At 70.0% G+C, this 21,162-nt stretch carries 20 protein-coding genes and 2 pseudogenes; 14 read left to right on the top strand and 8 right to left on the bottom strand.

Annotated elements, in window-relative coordinates:
• Nucleotides 1-277 precede the first annotated feature (277 nt).
• From aspT to ACFIF2_RS25845, 3 genes are all read left to right on the top strand, one after another.
• A complete protein-coding gene (gene aspT, locus ACFIF2_RS25835) occupies nucleotides 278-1,960 on the top strand; it encodes an aspartate-alanine antiporter (protein ID WP_395575626.1) in 1,683 nt (560 codons plus the stop codon).
• Between the two features lie 145 nt (nucleotides 1,961-2,105).
• Nucleotides 2,106-3,755: a bifunctional aspartate transaminase/aspartate 4-decarboxylase gene (locus ACFIF2_RS25840; RefSeq protein WP_395575627.1), complete on the top strand. Its 1,650-nt coding sequence runs from the start codon at nucleotides 2,106-2,108 to the stop codon at nucleotides 3,753-3,755.
• Nucleotides 3,756-3,943: 188 nt separating this feature from the next.
• Complete coding sequence (locus tag ACFIF2_RS25845) at nucleotides 3,944-4,123, top strand: hypothetical protein (RefSeq protein WP_395575628.1); 180 nt, start codon at nucleotides 3,944-3,946, stop codon at nucleotides 4,121-4,123.
• A gap of 1 nt (nucleotide 4,124) precedes the next feature.
• Here ACFIF2_RS25845 and ACFIF2_RS25850 read toward each other — a convergent pair whose 3' ends face one another.
• Nucleotides 4,125-4,562, bottom strand: coding sequence for a glutaredoxin domain-containing protein (locus tag ACFIF2_RS25850; RefSeq protein ID WP_395575629.1), 438 nt, complete (start codon nucleotides 4,560-4,562; stop codon nucleotides 4,125-4,127).
• Nucleotides 4,563-4,855: 293 nt separating this feature from the next.
• Between ACFIF2_RS25850 and ACFIF2_RS25855 the strand changes: the two genes are divergently transcribed.
• Nucleotides 4,856-5,077, top strand: a complete 222-nt coding sequence (locus tag ACFIF2_RS25855) for a hypothetical protein (protein ID WP_395575630.1) — start codon at nucleotides 4,856-4,858, stop codon at nucleotides 5,075-5,077.
• 68 nt (nucleotides 5,078-5,145) lie between these two features.
• Here the strand turns inward: ACFIF2_RS25855 and ACFIF2_RS25860 are convergent, their stop codons facing one another.
• The 4 genes and pseudogenes from ACFIF2_RS25860 to ACFIF2_RS25875 form a co-directional block, all read right to left on the bottom strand.
• Nucleotides 5,146-5,832, bottom strand: a complete 687-nt coding sequence (locus ACFIF2_RS25860) for a hypothetical protein (RefSeq protein ID WP_395575631.1) — start codon at nucleotides 5,830-5,832, stop codon at nucleotides 5,146-5,148.
• Nucleotides 5,833-5,904: 72 nt separating this feature from the next.
• The gene (locus ACFIF2_RS25865) at nucleotides 5,905-9,174 is read right to left on the bottom strand and encodes a family 78 glycoside hydrolase catalytic domain (RefSeq protein WP_395575632.1); all 3,270 of its coding nucleotides are present in this window, start codon (nucleotides 9,172-9,174) and stop codon (nucleotides 5,905-5,907) included.
• A 151-nt stretch (nucleotides 9,175-9,325) separates the two neighbouring features.
• Nucleotides 9,326-9,478 (bottom strand): annotated as a pseudogene (locus ACFIF2_RS25870) (SAM-dependent methyltransferase); the annotation flags it as partial.
• A gap of 33 nt (nucleotides 9,479-9,511) precedes the next feature.
• Nucleotides 9,512-9,793, bottom strand: a complete 282-nt coding sequence (locus ACFIF2_RS25875; protein WP_395575633.1) for a metal-sensitive transcriptional regulator — start codon at nucleotides 9,791-9,793, stop codon at nucleotides 9,512-9,514.
• A 77-nt stretch (nucleotides 9,794-9,870) separates the two neighbouring features.
• On the opposite strand from ACFIF2_RS25875, the gene ACFIF2_RS25880 reads away from it, so the two are divergent.
• The 3 genes from ACFIF2_RS25880 (at nucleotide 9,871) to ACFIF2_RS25890 (ending at nucleotide 12,341) form a co-directional block, all read left to right on the top strand.
• Nucleotides 9,871-10,437: a rhodanese-like domain-containing protein gene (locus ACFIF2_RS25880; protein ID WP_395575634.1), complete on the top strand. Its 567-nt coding sequence runs from the start codon at nucleotides 9,871-9,873 to the stop codon at nucleotides 10,435-10,437.
• A gap of 176 nt (nucleotides 10,438-10,613) precedes the next feature.
• The gene (locus tag ACFIF2_RS25885) at nucleotides 10,614-11,447 is read left to right on the top strand and encodes a class I SAM-dependent methyltransferase (RefSeq protein ID WP_395575635.1); all 834 of its coding nucleotides are present in this window, start codon (nucleotides 10,614-10,616) and stop codon (nucleotides 11,445-11,447) included.
• Nucleotides 11,448-11,627: 180 nt separating this feature from the next.
• Entirely contained in the window at nucleotides 11,628-12,341 is a 714-nt protein-coding gene (locus tag ACFIF2_RS25890; protein WP_395575636.1) for a S1 family peptidase, read from the top strand.
• A gap of 64 nt (nucleotides 12,342-12,405) precedes the next feature.
• On the opposite strand, the gene ACFIF2_RS25895 is transcribed toward ACFIF2_RS25890, so the two are convergent.
• Nucleotides 12,406-13,551 (bottom strand): aminotransferase class V-fold PLP-dependent enzyme, encoded by a 1,146-nt coding sequence (locus tag ACFIF2_RS25895; RefSeq protein ID WP_395575637.1) that lies wholly within the window; start codon nucleotides 13,549-13,551, stop codon nucleotides 12,406-12,408.
• 225 nt (nucleotides 13,552-13,776) lie between these two features.
• On the opposite strand from ACFIF2_RS25895, the gene ACFIF2_RS25900 reads away from it, so the two are divergent.
• From ACFIF2_RS25900 to ACFIF2_RS25910, 3 genes and pseudogenes are all read left to right on the top strand, one after another.
• Nucleotides 13,777-14,388, top strand: a complete 612-nt coding sequence (locus ACFIF2_RS25900; protein ID WP_395575638.1) for a TetR/AcrR family transcriptional regulator — start codon at nucleotides 13,777-13,779, stop codon at nucleotides 14,386-14,388.
• 47 nt (nucleotides 14,389-14,435) lie between these two features.
• The gene (locus ACFIF2_RS25905; protein ID WP_395575639.1) at nucleotides 14,436-15,107 is read left to right on the top strand and encodes an enoyl-CoA hydratase-related protein; all 672 of its coding nucleotides are present in this window, start codon (nucleotides 14,436-14,438) and stop codon (nucleotides 15,105-15,107) included.
• Nucleotides 15,108-15,221: 114 nt separating this feature from the next.
• Nucleotides 15,222-15,539, top strand: a pseudogene (locus ACFIF2_RS25910) (transposase); the annotation flags it as partial.
• Between the two features lie 30 nt (nucleotides 15,540-15,569).
• Here ACFIF2_RS25910 and ACFIF2_RS25915 read toward each other — a convergent pair.
• Nucleotides 15,570-16,442, bottom strand: coding sequence for an aldo/keto reductase family oxidoreductase (locus ACFIF2_RS25915; RefSeq protein ID WP_395575640.1), 873 nt, complete (start codon nucleotides 16,440-16,442; stop codon nucleotides 15,570-15,572).
• 129 nt (nucleotides 16,443-16,571) lie between these two features.
• On the opposite strand from ACFIF2_RS25915, the gene ACFIF2_RS25920 reads away from it, so the two are divergent.
• Entirely contained in the window at nucleotides 16,572-17,003 is a 432-nt protein-coding gene (locus tag ACFIF2_RS25920) for a winged helix-turn-helix transcriptional regulator (RefSeq protein WP_395575641.1), read from the top strand.
• A gap of 267 nt (nucleotides 17,004-17,270) precedes the next feature.
• On the opposite strand, the gene ACFIF2_RS25925 is transcribed toward ACFIF2_RS25920, so the two are convergent.
• Complete coding sequence (locus ACFIF2_RS25925; RefSeq protein WP_395575642.1) at nucleotides 17,271-17,657, bottom strand: MmcQ/YjbR family DNA-binding protein; 387 nt, start codon at nucleotides 17,655-17,657, stop codon at nucleotides 17,271-17,273.
• A 130-nt stretch (nucleotides 17,658-17,787) separates the two neighbouring features.
• On the opposite strand from ACFIF2_RS25925, the gene ACFIF2_RS25930 reads away from it, so the two are divergent.
• From ACFIF2_RS25930 to ACFIF2_RS25940, 3 genes are all read left to right on the top strand, one after another.
• Nucleotides 17,788-18,723, top strand: a complete 936-nt coding sequence (locus ACFIF2_RS25930) for a helix-turn-helix domain-containing protein (protein WP_395575643.1) — start codon at nucleotides 17,788-17,790, stop codon at nucleotides 18,721-18,723.
• Between the two features lie 320 nt (nucleotides 18,724-19,043).
• Complete coding sequence (locus ACFIF2_RS25935) at nucleotides 19,044-20,048, top strand: helix-turn-helix domain-containing protein (RefSeq protein ID WP_395575644.1); 1,005 nt, start codon at nucleotides 19,044-19,046, stop codon at nucleotides 20,046-20,048.
• 117 nt (nucleotides 20,049-20,165) lie between these two features.
• On the top strand, nucleotides 20,166-21,134 hold the full coding sequence (locus ACFIF2_RS25940; protein ID WP_395575645.1) for a helix-turn-helix domain-containing protein: 969 nt from the start codon (nucleotides 20,166-20,168) through the stop codon (nucleotides 21,132-21,134).
• Nucleotides 21,135-21,162 lie beyond the last annotated feature (28 nt).

Consider the following 21,162-nt stretch of genomic DNA (forward strand, 5'->3'; position numbering starts at 1 on the left):
CGGCCGACACGGACCACGCCCCGGCGCCAGCCGTTGACGTCCGAAAACCGTGGTGGGCGTGGCGGCAGAGCGGGCCGGCGCTGACGTGATGCCCAGGTGTCCGCCGCCGGCGACGACCGCCGAGCCGGCAGAGTGGAACACCACTGTCAGCGGCCGACGGTGCGGTCGCAGGTGAGCCCGAACGCCGCGTCACCTGCCGTACGGCATACCCAGCTGCTAACTTCGCATTTCGGTCATTGCTACCTCTTTATTAGCAATCAATGCGGAGTGACATCTGGTGGGTGTGATCAAAGATCATCCAGAGCTCGCGGTCTTCTTCTGTCTGGGAGCCGGCTATCTGGTGGGGAAGCTGAGGGTCGGCCCCATCACGCTGGGCGGCATCTGCGGGACTCTCATCGTGTCGCTGCTGATCGGCGCCTGGACGAAGGTCCAGGTCGACGAAGACGTGAAGACCGTCTTCTTCGCGATCTTCATCTTCGCGCTCGGCTACATGGCGGGCCCGCAGTTCTTCGACAATCTCAACCGGCGGAGCCTGCGCTTCTTCGCCCTCTGCGGTATCGAGCTGGTATGCGTGGTCGGTATCGCCCTCGGGCTCGCGAAGGCGTTCGACCTGGACGTGGGCACGGCATCCGGCATCCTGGCCGGTGCGGCCACCGAGTCCGCGGTCGTCGGCACCGCCACCGAGGCCATCGGCAAGCTGCCGGACCTGACGGCCGACCAGGTCAACACCTACCAGGGGCACGTCGCCACGGCCTACACCGTCTGCTACCTGTTCGGCCTCGTCACCATCGTGATCTACACCAGCCAGCTCATCCCGATGATGCTTCGCATCGACCTGCGGGACGCCTCGCGCGAACTGTGGGAGAAGATGCGCGGGGGCACGGGAGGACTGGAGTCGGACCAGCGCGAAGCGCTGCCCGGCATGGTCGGACGGACCTTCCTGGTCACCTTCGCGGACGGCGCGCGGGTGTCCGACCTCGAGCGGCGGTTCGATCGGCGCGTCACCGTCGAAGCGGTCAAGCGGGGCAACCGGGTACTCACCCCACCGCCCCCCGACTTCCGGCTGACCCTCTCTGATCTGGTGCTGGCGGTCGGACGGCGCGCCAACATCATCGAGGCGGCACGTGTCATCGGGCCCGAGACCCCCGCCGTACCCGGACTGGACACACCGCTCAGCACGACACAGGTCTCGCTCACGGACAAGTCCGCGGCCGGGAAGACCCTCGACGCCCTCCACCGTGAACACCCGGAGTTCGCCCGGAACGGGGTGTACGTCACCGAGGTGCAGCGGGGCGACCAGGTGCTGCCCGCCACACCCGAGACCACGGTGCGCCGCGGCGACGTACTCACCCTGGTGGGCGCCCGGTCCGGACTCGGACGCCTGGTGGCCAAGATCGGATCAGTCGTGAAGAACGACACCACCGACTTCGTCTACCTCGGTGCCGGGATCACGGCCGGCTCCCTCCTCGGTCAGGTCGTGGTGACGTTCGGCGATGTGCCGCTGTCTCTCGGGACCGGCGGGGGATGCCTCGTCTCGGGTCTGCTGTTCGGCTGGTTCCGCTCCCGCAGCCAGACCTTCGGCGCCTTCCCCCCGCAGGCCGCCACCACCCTCAAGGACATGGGTCTGGCGGTCTTCATCGCCTGCACGGGACTGGTCTCGGGCCCTCAGGCGTGGCCACTGCTGAAGGAGTACGGCGCCCTGCTTCCCTTCGCGGGCATCGCGATGGTCCTCGTGCCGGCGACCGTTTCCCTGATCGTCGGACGCAAGCTCCTGAAGATCGAGGCGCCGCTGCTCATCGGCGCCATCGCCGGCCAGCAGTGCTCCACACCCGCCATCACCTCGGTCACCCAGGTCGCCCAGAGTTCGGTCCCCATGCTCGGCTACACCATCACCTACGCGCTCTCCAACTTCCTGCTCCCGCTGACCGGCCCTCTGCTCGTCGGCATCCTCGGAGCCTGAAGGGGACCGCCGGACGCCATGACCGGCGTTCTCGACCGGAGAGTCGTCATCGAGGACGAACCGGGTACGGCTGGTCCGCGGCACGGGCCCGGCCACCGTTCCAAGGCGTCTTCGTCACCCTCGGCCACCGACGTAAGGACTCGCCGTGCCCAGAACCCGCTTCACCCGTGAAGAGATCCAGTCCTTCGCACAGCTCTCCCCGTTCGAACTCAAGGACAAGTTCATTCAGATCGCCAAGGAGGCACAGGCCCAGCAGCCCGGACAGAAGGACAGAACCCAGGTCCACATGCTCAACGCGGGCCGCGGGAACCCGAACTGGACCGCCACGGGGCCGCGCGAAGCGTTCTACGCGCTCGGCTACTTCGCCGTCTCCGAGTCCCGGCGGGTGTGGACCGCCGACGACCTCGGCGGGATGCCGGAGATGCGCGGAGCGGGAGAGCGTTTCGACGCCTTCGTCCGCCGGCACCCCGGCCTCCCCGGCATCGAACTGCTGAACAAGTGCGTCCACTACGCGGTCGACCGCTTCGACTTCGACAAGGACGCCTTCGTACACGAGCTCGCGGACAGCTCGATCGGAGACAACTACCCCGTCCCGGACCGGATGCTCACACACGCCGAACGGATCGTCCGCGCCTACCTGCACGACGAGATGTTCGCCGGCGACCCACCCGCGGGAGAGCTGCAGCTCTTCGCCACCGAAGGCGGCACCGCGGCCATGTGCTACATCTTCGACTCCCTCATGAAGAACGGGATCCTGAAGAAGGGGGACCGGATCGCGTTGATGGTGCCCGTCTTCACCCCCTACATCGAGATCCCCGAACTCGACACCTACGAGTTCGACGTCGTCCGAGTCGAGGCGACCCTGTTCACCGACACCGGGGTGCGGCAGTGGCGCTATCCGGCCGAAGAAGTCGCCAAGCTGGAAGACCCGTCCATCAAGCTGCTCTGCCTGGTCAACCCCTCCAACCCGCCCTCCCTGGCCCTGAGCGAACGGGTCGCCGCGCAGATCAAGGACATCGTCGCCACGAAGAACCCCGACCTGGTCGTCGTGACCGATGACGTCTACGGCACCTTCGTCCCGCGCTTCCGCTCCCTCGCCGCCGACCTGCCCCACAACACGCTGCTCGTCTACTCCTACTCGAAGCACTACGGCGCGACCGGCTGGCGGCTGGGGGTCATCGGCCTCAACGAGGACAACGTCATCGACCGGATGATCACTGAGCTGCCCGCCGAGGAACAGGTCAGGCTGCGCAAGCGCTACGGCACCCTCGCCCTCGACCCGGAGAAGATCCGCTTCATCGACCGACTGGTGGCGGACTCGCGGCAGGTCGCCCTCAACCACACCGCCGGGCTGTCCCTGCCCCAGCAGGTCATGATGACCCTCTTCTCCCTCTTCGACCTGCTGGAGGAGGGGCAGGCGTACAAGGAGCGCGTGCGCGGTATCGTCCACCGGCGACTCGCACTGCTTCTTGAAGGCGCGCAGGCCGAGATCGCGCAGGACGAACGGCGTGCCGGGTACTACGTCGAGCTCGACCTCCTGGCGGAGGCGCGGCGCGTCCACGGTCAGGAGTTCGCGGACTTCCTGCAGGCGACCTACGCGCCGGTGGATCCGCTGTTCCGGCTGGCCGAGCAGACCGGCGTCGTCCTGCTCAACGGCGGCGGGTTCGACGGCCCCGAATGGTCGGTGCGCGTGTCCCTGGCCAACCTCGACGACCTGGACTACCTGAAGATCGGGCATCACCTGCGGACCGTGTTCGACGAGTACGTACAGGAATGGAAAGCGCTGAGGGCCTGATCGCAGGACGCCCGGCGCTTCCAGGAGCTGAACTCCGTCGGCTTGCGGGGAATCGCCCGGCATGAGGAACAGCCGGTCCGCCCCTTCCTGGTCGCCCGGCGTCGCCCGTCCGCGGGTTCGACGGCATCCACGGGGACGTACCGGGTACGCGCCTATCAGTCCAGAACACCCGACGTCCGGAAGAGGTCATGGCAGAGAAGACCGAAGAACAGAGTCACAGCCGAGTGTGCGTCGCCTGCGGTACGCCCGCCGGGGACGGCAAACTGTGCGAGCACTGCGGCAGCGTCCTGCGGCTGCCGGACGACGCGGGGCTCACGGAGGACCTCGGCGCGGCGGTCCGCCGTGACTTCGAGGGACGGGGGAAGTAGATCAAGCGGAGGGAGAGAGCTGTTCGCGCACCCAGAGCGGGTCGGGGTTGGTGTGCGGCCGGCCCGCGACGACGACGGTGGGCACGGTCTCGTTGCCGTCGTTGGCCGCTCTCACCGCTGCGGCCCCTGCCGGGTCGCGCCAGATGTCGACCCAGTGCAGTTGGCGGGCGCTGCGGCCCAGCCGGATGCGCAGTCGTATGCAGTACTTGCAGCCCGGCCGCCAGAAGACGACCGGGCGGCCGTCGGTCGCGCTGCGGCGTTCCGCCTCCCGCGCACTGGTCGACCTCGGGAAGATGAGAGGCGAGTTCACGCCGGCGAGCGCCAGGAACGCCGGCAGGGTGGCTGCGGCTGTTCCGGGGCTCCCCATGAGCACCTGCCCAGCGGCGACGACTGAGCCGCTGAGCGTCAGCAGCAAGGGCAGGATCCAGGTACGCGTCATGGTGATGCAGGCTATCCGCCGTGTGGCCGAGGTCCGCCAGACCCGCGCCCCGGACCGCTGTGGCCCGCCGTGCCCGACTGCGCATCGCGGAGCCGTGTATGACGCGGTCGGGCCCCGGACGCGCCGGATCTGCCCTCGGAGGGCGTCGGCGTCCTCCCTCTGGTCGACAGCGGTTTCCGGCCTTCCTCGCGAGGCCGCGGAGACGTCGCCGGGGAACGGGCAGACGAAGAGGTATGAGGGATACACGAAAGCGGCATGAACGGAGTTCGAAGGAGAGCCGCGCCCGGGGGAACATGGCGGTCTGGCGGTGGGCCAGGTGGGCGGCGCTCTTCCTCGCTGTGAGCTGGGCGCTCAACTCGGTCGTCACGCTGGTCGAGGGCGCGCAGGGACGTGAGGTGTGGTGGCCTGTGCTGAGTACCGTCATCTGGGTCGGGGTGACCGTGTACGGCTTCCTGACCTACCGCCGGATCAGGACCAGGAAACTGCCGGCCATCACCGGTCGGCCATCTGCCTGACTGCTCCTTCCCACGTACGCGTGGGGATTCCCCGCACCTGGACTCCCTCGTCGTCGGCCGGTCGATGTCTACTCTCTGGATGTCGCCGCCAGCCAGGTCCGCCAGACGTGACGCGTGTTGGGCACCTGGGGACGGTCCAGCATCCAGAGTACGTATCCGGCATGGCGCTGGGCCCAGGTGTTGTCCGAACGGGCGGCCCTGTCAAGCCTGCTGCGCAGGTCCTCACCGTCCACGGCCCGCGCTACGCGCACGTACTCGCGGTCCTTGCAGCGGTAGGGCCGCTCAACGACGGTCTCGACCAGTGACACGAGCTTGCTTCTGACCGCCTCGTCGTGGGGAGCGGCAGCCAGGTCGCGGATGAGGTCCTCCTTCGTGCCCCACGACTTGGCATACCGCGTCCACTCCTGCGGATACCTCGCCTCCCACTCCAGGAAGCACAGCGCGTAGGGAAGACCCGGCCACGTGCTGATGTCGGGACCGGTCGGCCGGTCCCACAACCCACCAGGCAGCGAGTGTTCGAGGGCCTTCACGTACTTTCTGCGTGCCGCCTGCCGTCCCAGCGGACACCTGCGACGCCATGCCCTGTTGTACCGGTCCAGAGCGTCTTGGGCGTTCCTCTCGGCGTCAGCCAGACGGACAAGCGCCGCAGCGCGTTCGGCCGGATCGCTTGCTGTCAGCCCGAACGCCCACCCCAGCCGCTCGTGCCACCCGTCGGGGCCGTCCAGGCTCACGTCCGAATCCACCTCCCTCTTCATCTGGCAGATCATCCTCTACCTCAAGTCACCAGTGCCCTCAGTCGAACACGGCGCGGGCCGGCGGGCGGCGATTCAGGCCCGGCCCGTGAACCGCCACTCGCCATGCGGCACCCGGTACACCACGAAGTGCGGTTCCGCGCGCAGCAGGTCGGCGTCCGCCGGCGCGGTGACCTGGGACCGCTCCTCGCCCGGCACGTGGACCTCGGCCGTCGAGCCGACCGGCACCCGTACCGTCAGTCGCAGCCGCTGATCGATCCTCGACCAGGACACCGCGGCCTCCCCGCGCACGGTACGGATCGAGGTGCGCGCCCAGTCGACGCCGGTACGGGCGTCGGGCCGGACGACGAAAATGCGGTAGCCGGCGTCGCCGGGGCGCAGGCCGGCGACGTTCTCGTAGAGCCACTGGGCGACCGTTCCCTGGAAGTAGTGGTCGCGGGAGCGGGAGTCCAGGGGCCACATCTCCCACATGGTGTCGGCACCGTTGGCGTGCCAGTATCCCCAGCTCGGGTAGGTCCGTTGGGTGGCGACGGCGTAGGCCACGTCGGGCCGGCCGTGGGCGCACAGCACGCGCAGGAGCACGCTGGTGCCCAGGGCACCGGTATTGAGGTGGTTGCCGCGCCGTTCGATGTCGGCGACCAGGCTGTCCAGCACGGAGGCGCGGGCGCCGGGCGGCACCAGGCCGAAGGCCAGCGGGACGGCGTTGGACGTCTGGCGGTAGTCGGGGTCCTTCGCGGTGCGGTAGTGCCCCTCAGGGGCGAGGAAGGTGGCGTTGAAGGCGGACTTCAGGTCCTCGGCGGTCTCCCGGTACCGGGTCGCGGTCGCTTGCTCGCCGAGCAGGTCGCCCAGCTCCGCGGTGTGCAGCAGCGCGCGGTGGAGGTACGCCGTGGCGGTGAGCCGGGTGTCCTCGGGCGGGTTGCCGCCGTAGCCGGGCGGCAGGTAGTCGCCGAGCGCGGTGACGGCGAGCCCGTCCCTCAGCCGGGACAGTTCCCAGTCCAGGTAGCGCACCAGCGTCGGCCAGTGTTCGCGGGCCGCGCGATCGTCGCCGTACACCCGGTGCATCTCGCGCAGCACGAACGGGTAGACCGTGGTCCACTCCGGGGACGGGCCGAGGTCGCCGTAGCCCCAGCCGCCGCTCGGCACGATCACCGGGAGCTGACCCTCCGCGGTCTGGCTGTCCGCCAGGTCGCCGAGCCACTTGGACAGCAGGCGGTGCACGCCGAAGGCGTACGCCATGACGGGTGCGCCGAGCTGGGCGTCGCCGGTCCAGCCGTTCTTCTCGTACATCGGGGTGTCGGTCGGGATGCCGTGCAGGTTGTTCAGCAGGGTGCGGCGCATGGCCTGGTCGAGCCACTCGTAGAACGGCTCGGAGCAGGCGAAGGAGCTGACCTCGTCGACCGGGGTGTGCACCAGGCGGCCCAGCACCTGGTCCGGGGAGGGACGCGACGGCAGGCCGCTGACCTCCACGTAGCGGAAGCCCTTGTAGGAGAAGGACGGTTCCCAGGTCTCCTCGGGGCGGCCCGCGCAGACGTACTCGTCCGTCTGGAAGCGGCCCGGGACGTGGTCGGTCGCCGCGTGCACGCCGCCGTCGGCGTTCAGCTTCTCGCCGTGCACCAAGCGTACGACGGTGCCCTCGGCGGCTCCTCGGACGGTGAGGCGGGTCCAGCCGGCCATGGTGCGGCCCATGTCGACCACGTACACCCCGGGGCGCAGCTCGGTGATCTCCGTCGGGCGTACCGTTCCGGTGATCGCGATCGGGTCGTGCGGCTGGGCGCGCAGCGTCCCCGCGGGAGCCTGCTGGACACCGGCCGGGCGCCAGGCGCGGTCGTCGAAACCGGGCCGCGTCCAGCCGTCGGGGGAGAGGCGCGCGTCGTAGGTCTCCCCGGCGTAGAGGGAGTTGGTGAGGGTCGGGCCCTCGGTCAGCCGCCAGTCGGTGTCGGAGGCGACGGTGGTGCGGGAGCCGTCGGGGTGGTCGACGACGAGCTGGCAGAGGAGCCGGGGCTCGCCGTGCCACGGCGGGCGGTGCCAGTTCCACACGTTGGGCGTGGTCATGCCGTAGAAGCCGCGGCCCAGGGTGACACCGAGGGCGTTCGCGCCCCGGCGCAGCAGATCCGTCACGTCGTGGACGGCGTACAGCACGGTCTCGTCGTAGTCGGTGAAGCCCGGGTCGAGGACCTGCCGTCCGATGCGGCGGCCGTTCAGGTGGGCCTCGTAGTACGCCAGTCCACTGAGGTAGAGCCGCGCCGCGGTGATCTTCTTGCGTACGGTGAACTCGCGGCGGAGCAGCGGCGCGGGCTGCTCAGGCACGGCGACCGTCACCCCGGATCCCCAGGGGCCCTGGCCGTAGGGGGCAAGGACGGTGGCCGCCGCCCAGTCGCCGTCGTCGAAGTCCGGCTGCTGCCAGCCCGCCCGCTCGCTGTCGGCGGTGCGCCAGTCGGCGCCGGTGACCAGTTCGTGGCGCTGCCCGTCGGCCGTGTCGACGAGCAGGCGCGCGAGCAGCCCGCCGGGGTTGACGGTCGCGCCGCCCCGGTTGGTGGCGAGCGCGGCCAGCACCACGCCGCGTCCGGTCACCGCGGCCCGCACCTGCGCGGTCACGTCGGCGGTACGGCCCGTGCGCCAGCCGTCCTGCACCTGCGGGGCGTGCAGGACGGGCTCTCCGCCGACGTACAGCGTGAAGTCGTCGTCGGCGGTGGCGACCACAGTGGCGCGCTCCACCTCGCTGCCGGCGGGCAGCGCCAGCCGCGCCCGGAACCACCGCGGCCCCTCGGGCGCGTCTGAGGCCGTGGCGCCCGGCGACCAGATCCACGCGGCGCCCGACAGGGACGGCGGCTGCGGCGGGGCGTCGGCGCCGATCCAGCGGGCCTGCCAGTCGTCGGCAGACAACGTTGTCTCCCACCAGCGGGGCTCGCTCCAGCGCGAGGCGCGTCCCTGCGCGTCCCAGACCCTGACACGCCAGTGGTAGCGGGTGCGGGGGCGCAGGGCGGGCCCGCCGTAGGAGACGCCGGTCGTCCGGTCCGAGGCGACTCTGCCCGAGTCCCACACCAAGGGTCCGCCGGAGCCGCCCCAGCGGTCGGAGGCGCGGGACACCTGTATCCGGTACGCCTCCTGGCGTGCGCCGCGCCCGGCGGCGGTCAGCTCCCAGGACAGCCGGGGCCGTTCGACGTCGGTACCGAGCAGGGTGTCGGCGTACTCGACGCTGGTGCGCGTGACGCGCAGGCCGCCTTCTTTCCCGGAGGAGTGGGGGCCGGCCGCTGCCGGTGTGCCCGCGGCCAGTGCGCCGATGCCCGCGCCCGCCGTGGCCGCAGTGCCCTGGAGGAAGACTCTGCGGTTCCACCTGTCGTCCATGATCGTGTCCCTCGGTCGCCGTGTCGTGGGATGAAACGATTCAATCGTGTCGCTCCGGCGATCCTATGAAGCCCGGTGACGGTGTCACAAGAGGTAGGACAGCGACGGTCGTCGAGGCAGGGTTGTGCGTGCCGGGCGGTTGGAGGGGAGGGCGGAGGGCGCGGGGCATGCCCAGAAGGTTGGCGCTGGCGTGCACGATCGTGCGGGTGAGCGCCGCGTCGTCCGAGGCGATCATGATGGCGTCCCAGTCCTGACCGACCAGGACGATCCTGCCGCCCGGGCACAGGACCCGTCGGGCTTCCGAAGCCGGCGAGAACAGGCTCCGCGGTACCGCGTCTCACGCCAGGGACAGGAACAGCTTCTCCAGCCGGGCGCGCATCGCCTCCCGATCGCCGGACGCAGCCATGTCCGCGTCGGTCAGGCAGTGCTGCAGACCGGTGGCGACGATCGCGAAACCGGCCTTGTCCAGCGCCCGGGACGCCGCGGCGAGCTGGGTGACCACGTCCTCGCAGTCCCGCCCCTCCTCGATCATTTTGATCACGCCGGCGATCTGCCCCTGCGCCCGGCGCAGCCGGTTGACCACCGTCTTCAGTTCCTCAGCCGCCATCGCCAGTTCCACTGCCCATACTCCCTCGCAATACCCCCTCGGGTATTCTACCGAAGGGGGTAACCCGAACCGAGCAAAGGAAAGTCCCCGTGGCACCCAGCACCGCCCTCACCGCCGAGCAGGCCCACGCCCGTCTGCACGAGCTGACCGTCATCGACGTGCGCACACCCGGCGAATACGCCTCCGGCCACCTGCCCGGCGCCCACAACATCCCCCTCGACCACCTCGACGCCGCGCTGCCCGCGCTGAAGACCGCCGCGGATCGCGGCGACCTCCTCATCATGTGCGCGTCCGGAGCCCGCTCCGCCCAGGCCTGCGAGCGCCTGGCCGACCATGGCATCACCACCGCCACCCTCACCGGCGGCACCGCCGCCTGGACGCGGCTCGGCCACGACACCCACCGATCCGAGGGCACGCGCACCCCCTGGGCCATGGACCGCCAAGTCCGTCTCGCCGCGGGGACGCTGGTCCTGACCGGCCTGCTCGCCGGACAGCGCTGGAACGCGGCCCGCTGGCTCTCCGCGGGCGTAGCAGGCGGCCTGGTCTTCTCCGCCCTCACCGACACGTGCGGCATGGCCAGGATCCTCGCCGCGTTCCCCCACAACCAGCCCCGGACCGCCGACTTGGACGCCACCCTCGCGATCCTGACCGCCTGACGTGCGGCCGCGGCGCCGGCGCGCCCATGACGCCGGCGCCGACCCCGACCCCGGCTGCCGGAGGACCTACCGGATCATCGAGGGCGAACGTAGGCTTGGCGAACCCACCGCTCCAAGGCACTGCGGACGTCGGCCGGGCCCGTACGTCAGCACGCACCAGGAAGGTCGAGAACCTGATGTCCGAGTCCTCACCCAACATCGGCTCGGTCTTCGACGAGGGTGCCGAAGGGTTCACCGCGTGGACCCCTCTCCTGTGGGACCCGATCGGGGCCGCGACCGTCGAACGCGTGGGCGTCCGCCCGGGTGACCGGGTGCTCGACGTCTGCTGCGGCAACGGATCGGCAGCCCTCCCCGCCGGGCGGGCCGTGGGCCCCGACGGCTGGGTCGACGGCGTCGATCTCGCGGAGCGACTGCTGCTCGCAGCACGCGATCGAGCCGACAGGGCCGACCTGACGCGGCTGCGTTTCCACACCGCCGACGCGACCGCCTGGACGGCCCCCGACGGTCGCCCCTACACCGTGCTGGTGTGTGTGTTCGGCGTTTTCTTCCTTCCTGACATGGACCGCTCGGCCGCCCGGCTGCTGCGGCAGCTCACCCCCGGAGGGCGCGCCGCCTTCACCGTGTGGTCGGAAGGATCGATGGATCCGCTCGTCAAACCCTTCGCCGAAGCGGCGACGGCGGAGCTGGAGGCTGCCGGCCGGCCCGCACCGCTGCCGAGTGCCGCGATGAAAGCGAGCCGGCGTCTGGGTACGCCGGAGCGGCTGCGGGACTGGATGAGCGGTCTGGACGTGACCGATGTCGCCGTGCACCCGCTGGAGCTGACCATCCCCGTATCTCCCGAGCTGGCCTGGCAGTTCGTCACCGGTGCGGGCCCGAGGATGCTGCTCGCCGGGCTGGGATCCGACGCCGTCTCCCGTGTGCGCGACCGGTACTTCGACCAGCTCGCCCGCTCGGAGGTCGACGCGTTCCACGCCCGCGCCCTGGTCGCGACCGGCAGCCGACCTGCCTGAGGCAGACACCGAGGCAGATACCGAGGCGAACGGCGGTGGCCATTTCCCCGGCGACGTCGCGAACTCGGCGTCGGGGGACACGCCCAGGGAGGCACGATTGCCTCGGGAGTGGCGGTTTTCGGCCTCACCACCCCGGGCCGCGAGCCCCACAATGGCGGGCACAGGCCATAGGAGGTTTCCGTGAAACCCGCACGCTCCGTCAGCCCCTTCGCGACCGTCCTGCGCGCCGCGCTCGCACTCGCACTGCTGCTCGGCTGGTCCGTCGCCCTCACGGCGGAGGCCCGAGCGGGGGAGCGGGGCGAGGCACGTGCCGGCGTCGTGGTGCGCGGCGGCGACACGCTCTACAGCGCGGCGACCCGGTGCACCGTCGGCTTCAACGCCCGGTCCGGCGCCACGCTGTACGCCCTCGTCTCCGGCCGGTGCGCTCAGGGCGCCGGCGGCACCTGGTACGCGGACGCCGCCCGGACCATGGCCGTCGGTGTCACCGCGGGGGTGAGTTACCCGGGCAACGACTACGCGGCCATCCGATACACCGACACGACGGCCTCCTATCCAGGTGAGGTGTCGCTGGCCGGCGCCGGCACCCGTGACATCACCAGCGCGGCCAGTCCTGTCGTCGGGCAGTCGGTCTGCCACGTCGGACGGACCACGGGGTACCGCTGCGGGACCGTCCAGGCGGTCAACGTGACCGTCAACCACGGAGACGGAGTGGTGTACGGCCTGTTCCGGTCGAACGTCTGCTCGGAGCCGGGGGACGCCGGCGGTCCGGCGTTCTCGGGCGGCACGGCCCTCGGCATCATCGTCGGCAGCAGCGGGAACTGCGCCTCAGGGGGCTTCACCTACTACCAGCCGGTGGTCGAGTGGCTCTCCGCCTACGGCCTGAGCGTCTACTGAGCCGGGGCCGGCCGACGGGCTGGCACGCGTGGACCCGGGAGCCGGCCGCCGACTCCGGCGCTCGTCACCGGCATCCTTGCGTCCCGGCCCTCTCGCCGGACGCCTTCACCGAGGCCAGCGCCGCCGCCACCCTTTCCACCGCCTCCGCCGGTGTCGAGGCGTGCGGTGACAGACGCAACGAGTCGGCCCGTACCGTCGGCGTCACATCTTCCCGGTGCAGCGCACGGGCCACCGCCGCCGGTTCGTGACCCGGCACGGCGAACGAGAGGATGCCTGCCCGTCGGGCGGGATCGGCCGGAGACAGCACCGTGCCTCCGAAACGTTCCACCGCCTCGGTGAGTTCGGCGACCCGCGCGGTGATCGCGCCCTCGATCGCCTCGACGCCGTACTGCTCCACCAGTTCCAGCGCGGCGGCGAAGGACGCGGCCGCGACCGGACTGAGGTGTGTGATGGACCAGCGGCCCGCGTCCGGCGCGGGCGGGTGCTCGATGCCGTCGAAGACACCGACGTCCTCCACGCCGGTCCATCCGGTGAGCACCGGTTGCAGCGACTCCAGTGCCCTGTCGGACAGGGTCGCGAACCCGGTCGACCACCCTGCCCGCAGCCACTTCTGCCCGCCCGCGATCACGACGTCGGCTGCCTGCCAGGGCATCGCGGCCGCCCCGAAAGCCTGTATGGCATCCACCACCAGCAGCCGGTCCGGGCCGATGACCTCCCTGAGCGCGGCCAGATCGACCTTGAACCCGGTACGGAAGTCCACCGCGCTCACCGACAGCGCGACGACCTCGTCCGTCAGTGCCTCCCGCACCAGTTCAGGCGTGACACCTTCACCGGGTGCCGGCTCCAGCCAGCGCGGCACCGCCCGCCCCAGTTCCGCCGCGCGGCGCCACGGGTAATGATTCGATGGGAAGTCGCCGCGCGGCACCAGCACGGTCCCGTGCCGCATCCCGAACGCCGCGTGGAACAGGCCGGTCGAAGTGTTCGGCAGCAGGACGGTGTGCGCGGCGTCCGCCCCCGCGAGCCGTGCCGCCGCGTCCCGAGCCGTCCCCTCCACCCACATGAGTTCGTCCACGGTCGCGTGAGCCGCCCGCGCCGAGGCTTCCACGGCCCGCGCGGTGGCGTCCACGGCGTCCCGCGACGGCGGTCCGAAGCGGGCGAAGTCCAGGTATCCGGCCGGGGCGTTGAAATGCGCGGCATACGGCGTGAGCACGAGGTGTCCTTCGGGCGGTGCGATGCGGTGTGAGGGTACTTCCGGCCACGCTACGCGTTCCCGAGGGCGGACCCTCCACCCCCTTCGCCCTTACCGCGGCGGGGAGCCGGGAGTAACTGGAGACCGCTCGCCCCTTGCATGTTCTATGCCATAGCCCATAAGTTACCGACAGGTAGCCCATCCGTTCGTGGAGGACGGGCCACGTCGTGGGGAGGTGCTGGGCAGGTGAGTCCGCGCAGGAGTGACAGCCGTGACCGGATGATCCTCAGTGCTGCCGCTCTGCTGCGGGAGTACGGCGCGAACGCCACCAGCATCGACCGGGTGCTCGCTGACAGCGGAGCTCCTCGGGGCTCGGTGTATCACCACTTCCCCGGCGGGAGGACGCAGCTCATCGACGAAGCGGTGGCGCTGGCGGGGGACTTCATCGCGGGGCTGATCGACGCCGCCATGCAGGCGGATGATCCGGTGGCGGCGGTCGACGCGTTTTTCCTGCTGTGGCGTGAGCGGCTCGAGGAAAGCGGCTTCAGGGCCGGCTGCCCGATCGTGGCGGTGGCCGTGGAGACCAACGACGACGCACCCCAGCTTGCCCGTTCCGCCGCCGCGGTCTTCGCCCGCTGGCAGGGGGCCCTCGCGGCCCTCCTTCTGCGGCACGGCCTGAGCGAGGAGCGCAGCCGCCGACTAGGTGCCTTCATCATCGCCGCGGTCGAAGGCGCGGTGATCATGTGCCGGGTCGAGCAGAGCACCGCCCCGATCGAGGCCGCCGCCGCCGAGATCCACGACCTGCTCCTCCACGCCCTGCGCGACCACCCCGGCGCCGAATCCGGTCCCCGGCCGTAGCCCGCAGCTGCCCAGCCGCTTCACCTGCATATCTCGAAGGAGTCGCCATGCCCTCGCTCGACCGTCACGACAACGTCTTCGTCCTGGACCTGGGAGACGGTGAGAACCGCTTCCACCCCGACTGGCTCACCGCCGTCAGCGCCGCGCTCGACGAGGTGGAGAAGACTGAAGGCCCTCGCGCCCTGGTCACCGCAGCCACCGGCAAGTTCTACTCCAACGGGCTCGACCTGGACTGGCTGTTCGCCCACGCCGACCAGCACCAGGACTACGTCGTCTCCGTCCACGAGCTGTTCGCGCGAATGCTGTCGCTGCCACTCATCACCGTGGCCGCGCTGCAGGGGCACACCTTCGCCGCCGGCGCGATGTTCTCCCTCGCCCACGACTTCCGGGTCATGCGCGCCGACCGCGGCTACTGGTGCCTGCCCGAAGCGGACATCAGCATTCCCTTCACCCCCGGCATGGCCGCCCTCATCCAGTCCCGGCTGGCCCCGCAGACCGCGCACGAGGCCATGCTCACCGCCCGCCGCTACGGCGGCACTGACGCCGCGGCCGCCGGCATCGTCGACCAGGCCGTCGCCGAGGACGCCGTGCGCTCCACCGCCATCGAGATCGCCCAGGCACAGGTGAGCAAGGCCGGCGACACCATCGGCACCATCAAGGCCCGCATGTACGCCCCGGCCCTGGCCACCCTGCGCGACACCACCAACCCGCTCGGCTGAGCCGACGCCTCACTATCCCCACCAAGCCGCGCCCCGGGCGCTTCACCCGGGGCGCGGGCCGCACCCGCCGCCCACCGCGAAACGGCGGCACCCGGCTGACGACCCCGCTGCGCCCGCATCAGGCTGGCGGTGGTCCCGGCCGACAAGGCGTACTCCTCCCGCGAGATCCGCGACCACCTGCGCAGACGCGGCATCCGCGCGGTGATCCCGGGGCGGGCCGACCGGCAGGCCAACAGGCGGCGGCGCGGACCGGCCGGTGGCGACCGCACACCTTCGACCGCGAGGCCGTACAAGCGACACAACACCGTCGAGCGGCGCATCAGTCGCTTGAAGCAATGGCGCGGTACTGCCACCACCCGCTACGAGAAGACCGCCACCATCTACCCCGCCGGACTTCACTTCGCGGGCATCTTCCTCTGGTCCGCCCGATAGCCCGGTCTCGGCCGCTGACCTGCGTGTTGTTCAGCGGCCTATGCTGTCCAGTTCGGCCACATCCTCGTCTGAGAGGGAGAGACCGGCGCCTGCGATGTTCTCGCGTAGGTGAGCGGTGGAGGAAGTACCGGGGATGAGCAGGATGTTCGGCGAGCGCTGCATCAACCATGCCAGCGCGACCGACATAGGCGTCGCCTCCAGTCGGTTCGCGACCTTCGAGAGGGCCTCGGACTGTAGCGGCGTGAAGCCTCCCAGGGGGAAGAAGGGCACGTAGGCGATGCCATCGGCGGCGAGGTGATCCACGAGGTCGTCGTCGTGGCGGTGGGCGAGGTTGTACATGTTCTGCACGCACACGATCGGGGCAATGCCGCGCGCTTCAGCGACCTGCTCCCCGGTGACATTGCTGACGCCGAGGTGGCGGATCAGTCCCTCTTGCTGGAGGTCCACGAGCGTCTCGAATGCTTCGGCGATCGAACCGGGCTGGGGGCCCTGAGCGTCGCCCATGCGCATGTTGACCAGGTCGAGGGTGTCGACGCCGAGGGATCCGAGGTTCTCGTGGACCTGCTTGCGCAGGTCTTCGGGACGCCGGGCCGTGGGCCAGCCGCCCTGCGCGTCGCGGGTCGCACCCACCTTGGTGGCGATGAACAGCGGCTCCGGGTAAGGATGCAGCGCTTCCCGGATCAGCTCGTTCGTGAAGCGTGGTCCGTAGGCGTCGCTGGTGTCGATGTGGGTGATCCCGAGGCTGACCGCCTCGCGCAGCACGGCCAAAGCACCGTCGTGATCGGCGGGCGGCCCCATGACCCACGGGCCGGCGAGCTGCATCGCGCCGTAGCCGAACCGGGTGACGGACGAGCCACCCAGAGACCAGGTTCCGCCGGGAAGAGGTGCGGAGGGTGTGTTCACGTGGTGCCTTTCACTTCATGCCAGGGGTGGTGTCTCCAGCCCCCTTGCACCAGTGTTGGAGAGGAACTTCCTGCCGGGAAGTAGGCACTCTGAAGTGCGTAACAGCCCAGAAGGTGAGAGGCGAGGTCAGTGGTGACGAAGGCCGACAAGAAGGCGCAGGCCAAGGCGGAGTACAACGCGTTCCTGGCGGTGTGCCCCAGCCGTCAGCTCCTCGACCGGATCTCGGACAAGTGGGTCGTCCTGATCCTGTGTGCCCTGGGCGGTGACACACCCGAACAGTCCGGCGCATCGCACGCCCCGAAGGCGATGCGTTACTCCGAGCTGGCCCGGCAACTGGCCGGCGTCAGCCAGAAGATGTTGACCCAGACCCTACGGGCTCTCGAACGCGACGGGTTGCTCGTCCGCACCGTGAAACCCACGGTCCCCGTCACCGTCACCTACGAGCTGACCGACCTCGGCCTCTCACTCCATCACCTGACACGCGGGCTCAGGCAGTGGGCCCAGACCCACATGGAACAAGTCCTCGCCAATCGCGAGAACCACGACGCACGAGCTTCCTAGCATGGCAGCGTTCTCGTCTCTGCTGCCGACCTGACCTGGATCCGGGGAACCCGCGCGTGAGTGGCCGCTCCACGGAGTATTTGTCGTCTGGGCCGGTGGGCGCGGGCGTGTTCGGGTTCGCACTTGACCGTGATGATCTGCTCGTCCGGATCGTCGGTGACGATGAGGAACACCTTGTCCGAGACCTTAGGGGCGTGAGTGGCTGACGGTCGGACAGGGCGAGGGCCGCCTTGCGGGCGGTGTCCTGGAGCCGGCCGCCTGCCGTGCTCATCGGGGCGCCTGCGTGCCGTGGGCGTAGGTGTGCGGGTCGACGGGCTGCTCGGCCTTGGGCAGGTTGGCGACGACGAGCCGGTAGGACTCGGTGACGAGCTCTCGGACGAGGGACTCGTCCACACCGTCCCCGCCCTCCAGCGTGATCCAGTGCTTCTTGTTCATGTGGTAGCCGGGGGTGATGTGGCTGTTGTGTTCCCGCAGGGCGAGGGCCTCACCGGGCTCCGCCTTGAGGATCACGACGGGACGCCCGGGCACCTCGGTCATCAGCATGAACACCTTCCCTCGCACCTTGAAGACCTCCCAGTCGTCCCCGAAGGGATGCCCCAGCTCGGCTCCGGGAAGCTCTTGCGCGCGGTCGGCGGCGGTCTGGTGCAGAGTCATGGGGTGTTGTCCTCCTCGAAGTGGTGGCGGGCTGCGGCGCTGAAGACCACAGAGTGCGCGCCCTACGGTTGCGGCCGCACAGTCCATCCTTGCCCGGAACATCCGAAAACGGGCGGTAGGCTGCGGACACATGATGGTCGACAGGCGACATCCAGGCTCGAAGGGCCAGGCCGGACCGGCCGAGGTCCCCTTGTACGGCTTCCAGCCCCCGGTCGGCACGCCCTTCGGGCTGGAGGTGAGCACCGTGGAGGACTTCTTCGCCGAGCACGACGACTGGCCGTGGAACCCGCCCCGGCCGGGCCGGGCCACCTTTCACTACCTCATCGCGGTCACCGAGGGCGTACTGCGGCACGACGTCGACCACGTCACGCGGACCGTCACCCCCGGCCAGTGGCTGTGGGTGCGACCCGGGCACACGCAGTGCTGGCATCCGCCCGGCGCCGCCCGCGGCCCGTTCATCCTGTTCGAACCGGACGTCCTGACCGCCGGCGCCGCCCGCCTGCTGGCCCCGCTCACCGCCCACGAGGCCCCCGCCGTGCTGAGCCCGCACCCCGACGACACCGCCTGGCTCCAGCAGACGGCACTCCAGCTCCTCGACGAACACCGGGCCCTCGGACGCCGCCCCCTGGACATCCACCATGCCCTGCGGCGCAACCTGCTCGAATCGCTGCTGCTGCGCCTGGCCAACGCCCCCGGCATCACTTCCACGGGCGCGACGACGGCTGGTGCGGGCCGTGGTGACACCTACGGTCGGTTCGCGGACGCCTTGGAGCTGCACTTCCGCGAACTGCACCGGGCGGCGGACTACGCCGAGTTGCTCGGCTGCTCGGTGCGCACCCTCAGCCGCGCCGCCCGGGACGCCACCGGCAAAGGAGTGCGTGATCTCATCGACGAGCGGCGGCTGCTCGAAGCCCGGCGCCTGCTGGGAAATGCCCGGTGGGGGGCCCGGACCGTGGCCGCCCACCTCGGCTTCTCCGATGCCGCGAACTTCGGCCGGTTCTTCCGCGACCGTACCGGTCTCACACCGGCCGCGTTCGCGGCCCGCAACGCCATCACTGGTCCGTGAGCGGACTGCGCCCCGGGCACTGGCTTCTCAGTCCTCCAGGACGACGACGTGCTTGCCCGGTCTTTGGTCGGTATCTCGATCCCGTCGGGCATCCCGCCGTGCTCCGTGGACGAAGGGGAACGTGTGTCCCTCCCCGTGGAGAAGTCCGCGAGACCGGCTCACCGGAGCAGGTGGACTGTGGACGATTCCAGCTGTGGTCAAGGCGGCCCCCCGTCGACCGTCGCTTTCCACGCCGTCGGTCAGGTCCGTTCTTCTTGGCTTGGCAGGTGCGGGACGCCATCGGATAATCGACTTCCAGCTCGTTGACCGTGGGGGGAAACATGCTGTTGCTTGACACTGCTGCCGTACCGGTGGCCCAGCGGGTGGAGGCGTTTCATCACACGCACAATCAGGCGTCCGTGCCGAAATACTTCACTCATGAGGAGCACGCGTCGGGTCTGCGGGCCCGGGTGGAGGCGTGGCAGCTCGACGGCCTCACTCTCTTCGCGTCGAGCAACACCGGCTTCAGGCTGACGCGGACCGCGCGCCACGTACGTCAGGAGGCCGTACCCGTCATCGGCATCGCCCTGCAGAACGAGGGTGTGGGACGTTCAGAGGCCAACGGTGAGCAGCAACTGCTCGGACAGAGCGACATCCACCTCTGCAATGAAATGGCCCCCCATCACTACGGCTGGTCGCAGCACGGTTCCGCGCAGGCCCTGCTCATCGAACTCGACCGTCTCGACGTCCCCATGGATTCTGTCCAGAAGGCGGTCTCCCGCCTGCGCGCGAGCCCGATGCACTCACTCGTGCACCAGCATCTGCGAAGCCTGTGGCAGGACCCCGGCGCCATCGAGAAGGACCCCAGTGCACCGATGGTGGCCAAAGCCACCGTCGAACTCGTGCGGGCGCTGGTCATTTCCGCGGCGGAGGACGAGCGGTCGGCGCTGAGCCGGTCGGTCATGGACGACACGCTCCTCAGCCGTGTCCAGGCTTACGTGCTGCACAGACTGGCGGATCCCGCGCTCGGTCCGGAGCGGATCGCCCACGAGCACGGAATCTCCGTCCGCCATCTCTTCGGCGTGTTCCAGCGCGCGGGAATCAGCCTGGAGCAGTGGATCATCTCCGAGCGGCTCGAACGAGCCCGCGAGGACCTGGCGTCGGAGTGCTCCGAACGCCGGACGATCGAAGCCGTCTCGCGCCGCTGGGGCTTCAGCCGGCCGAGCCACTTCAGCAGGCGCTTCCGGGACAAGTACGGACTCTCTCCGTCCGAGTGGCGACGTCAGGCCCGCAGCACGGACCACGGCACGGAGCCCGCGTCCGAGGACGTCAGGCCGGTTCCCTAGGCGCTCGCCTGGACGACCGGTCCGTAGAAGTGTGCTTTGTCCGTCCCACGATGCTCCGTCGGTGCCGTGACGAGACGCGGGAGTTCGGGCCCGCATGTCCCATGGAGATGCAGAGAAATGTTGGTGCTGGACCTTGAGACCGTGCCGCCGGCCGATCGCACCGAGGCGTTCCACCACGCGATGACGAACGATTCCGTACCCAACCAGATCGTTCACGAGCCCTCCGACACCGGCGTGCGGGCACGGATGGAGACGTGGCGGGTGGGCAGCCTCCCTCTCTTTTCCACGCACAACTCCGGTTTCGAGCTGCATCGCACCGCGGCGCACGTGCGCCGCCAGCGGAGCAACCCCGTCGTCTCGGTGTCCTTGCAGCACCGCGGGGTGGGCCGCGCGGAGACGGGCGGACGCAGGCAGGTCTTCGGCCCGGACGACATCACGGTGTTCCACGAACTGGTGCCGCGCGTGTACGGATGGTCGGGCGACGGCGCCTCGCAGGCGATGGTCTTCGACGTCGACGTGCTCGGACTGCCGGTGGAGACGGTCGTCGAGGCATCCTTCCAGCTGCGGGCGAGCCCGTTGTACGGGCTCGTACTGCGCCACCTGCGGAGCATCTGGCGGGCTCCCGACGCCCTCGCCCTGGACCCGGGCGCGGGGGCGTTGGCGCAGGCGACCACCGACCTCGTGCGTGCGCTCCTGGTGTCGGCCGCGGACGAGCCGCACAAGCCGGTGGTGCGGTCGACCATGGACGATACGTTGCTCACCCGCATCATGACCTACGTGCGACAGCACCTGACCGAGCCGGACCTGACGCCCGAGCGGATCGCCGCCGCGCACGGCGTTTCGGTGCGCCGGCTTTACGGCGTCATGGGGCAGGGCGGTGTGAGTCTGGAGCAGTGGATCATCTCGGAGCGACTTGAGGAGGCTCGGCGCATGCTGGCCTCCGCCCCGTTCGACCGCTTCACCATCGCCAGCATCGCGGGACGGTGCGGCTGGACCAACGCGAGCCACTTCTCCCGCCGTTTCCAGGCCGCTTTCGGCATGACGCCACGCGAATGGAGAAGGCTGAGCCGGGACGGCGACGTCTGATCGCGGTCTCCGTAGGTTCCTCCGCGAA

The organism is Streptomyces sp. BK79, from assembly GCF_044142145.1.
In the GTDB taxonomy this organism is placed as follows: Bacteria; Actinomycetota; Actinomycetes; order Streptomycetales; family Streptomycetaceae; genus Streptomyces.

Bases quoted from the DNA above. Each gene is read 5' to 3' on its own strand.
- ACFIF2_RS25845 (WP_395575628.1), top strand. From the start codon at position 3,944: ATGGCAGAGAAGACCGAAGAACAGAGTCACAGCCGAGTGTGCGTCGCC.
- ACFIF2_RS25850 (WP_395575629.1), bottom strand. From the start codon at position 4,562: ATGACGCGTACCTGGATCCTGCCCTTGCTGCTGACGCTCAGCGGCTCA.
- ACFIF2_RS25855 (WP_395575630.1), top strand. From the start codon at position 4,856: ATGGCGGTCTGGCGGTGGGCCAGGTGGGCGGCGCTCTTCCTCGCTGTG.
- ACFIF2_RS25860 (WP_395575631.1), bottom strand. From the start codon at position 5,832: ATGAAGAGGGAGGTGGATTCGGACGTGAGCCTGGACGGCCCCGACGGG.
- ACFIF2_RS25865 (WP_395575632.1), bottom strand. From the start codon at position 9,174: ATGGACGACAGGTGGAACCGCAGAGTCTTCCTCCAGGGCACTGCGGCC.
- ACFIF2_RS25885 (WP_395575635.1), top strand. From the start codon at position 10,614: ATGTCCGAGTCCTCACCCAACATCGGCTCGGTCTTCGACGAGGGTGCC.
- ACFIF2_RS25905 (WP_395575639.1), top strand. From the start codon at position 14,436: ATGCCCTCGCTCGACCGTCACGACAACGTCTTCGTCCTGGACCTGGGA.
- ACFIF2_RS25925 (WP_395575642.1), bottom strand. From the start codon at position 17,657: ATGACTCTGCACCAGACCGCCGCCGACCGCGCGCAAGAGCTTCCCGGA.
- ACFIF2_RS25930 (WP_395575643.1), top strand. From the start codon at position 17,788: ATGATGGTCGACAGGCGACATCCAGGCTCGAAGGGCCAGGCCGGACCG.
- ACFIF2_RS25935 (WP_395575644.1), top strand. From the start codon at position 19,044: ATGCTGTTGCTTGACACTGCTGCCGTACCGGTGGCCCAGCGGGTGGAG.
- ACFIF2_RS25940 (WP_395575645.1), top strand. From the start codon at position 20,166: ATGTTGGTGCTGGACCTTGAGACCGTGCCGCCGGCCGATCGCACCGAG.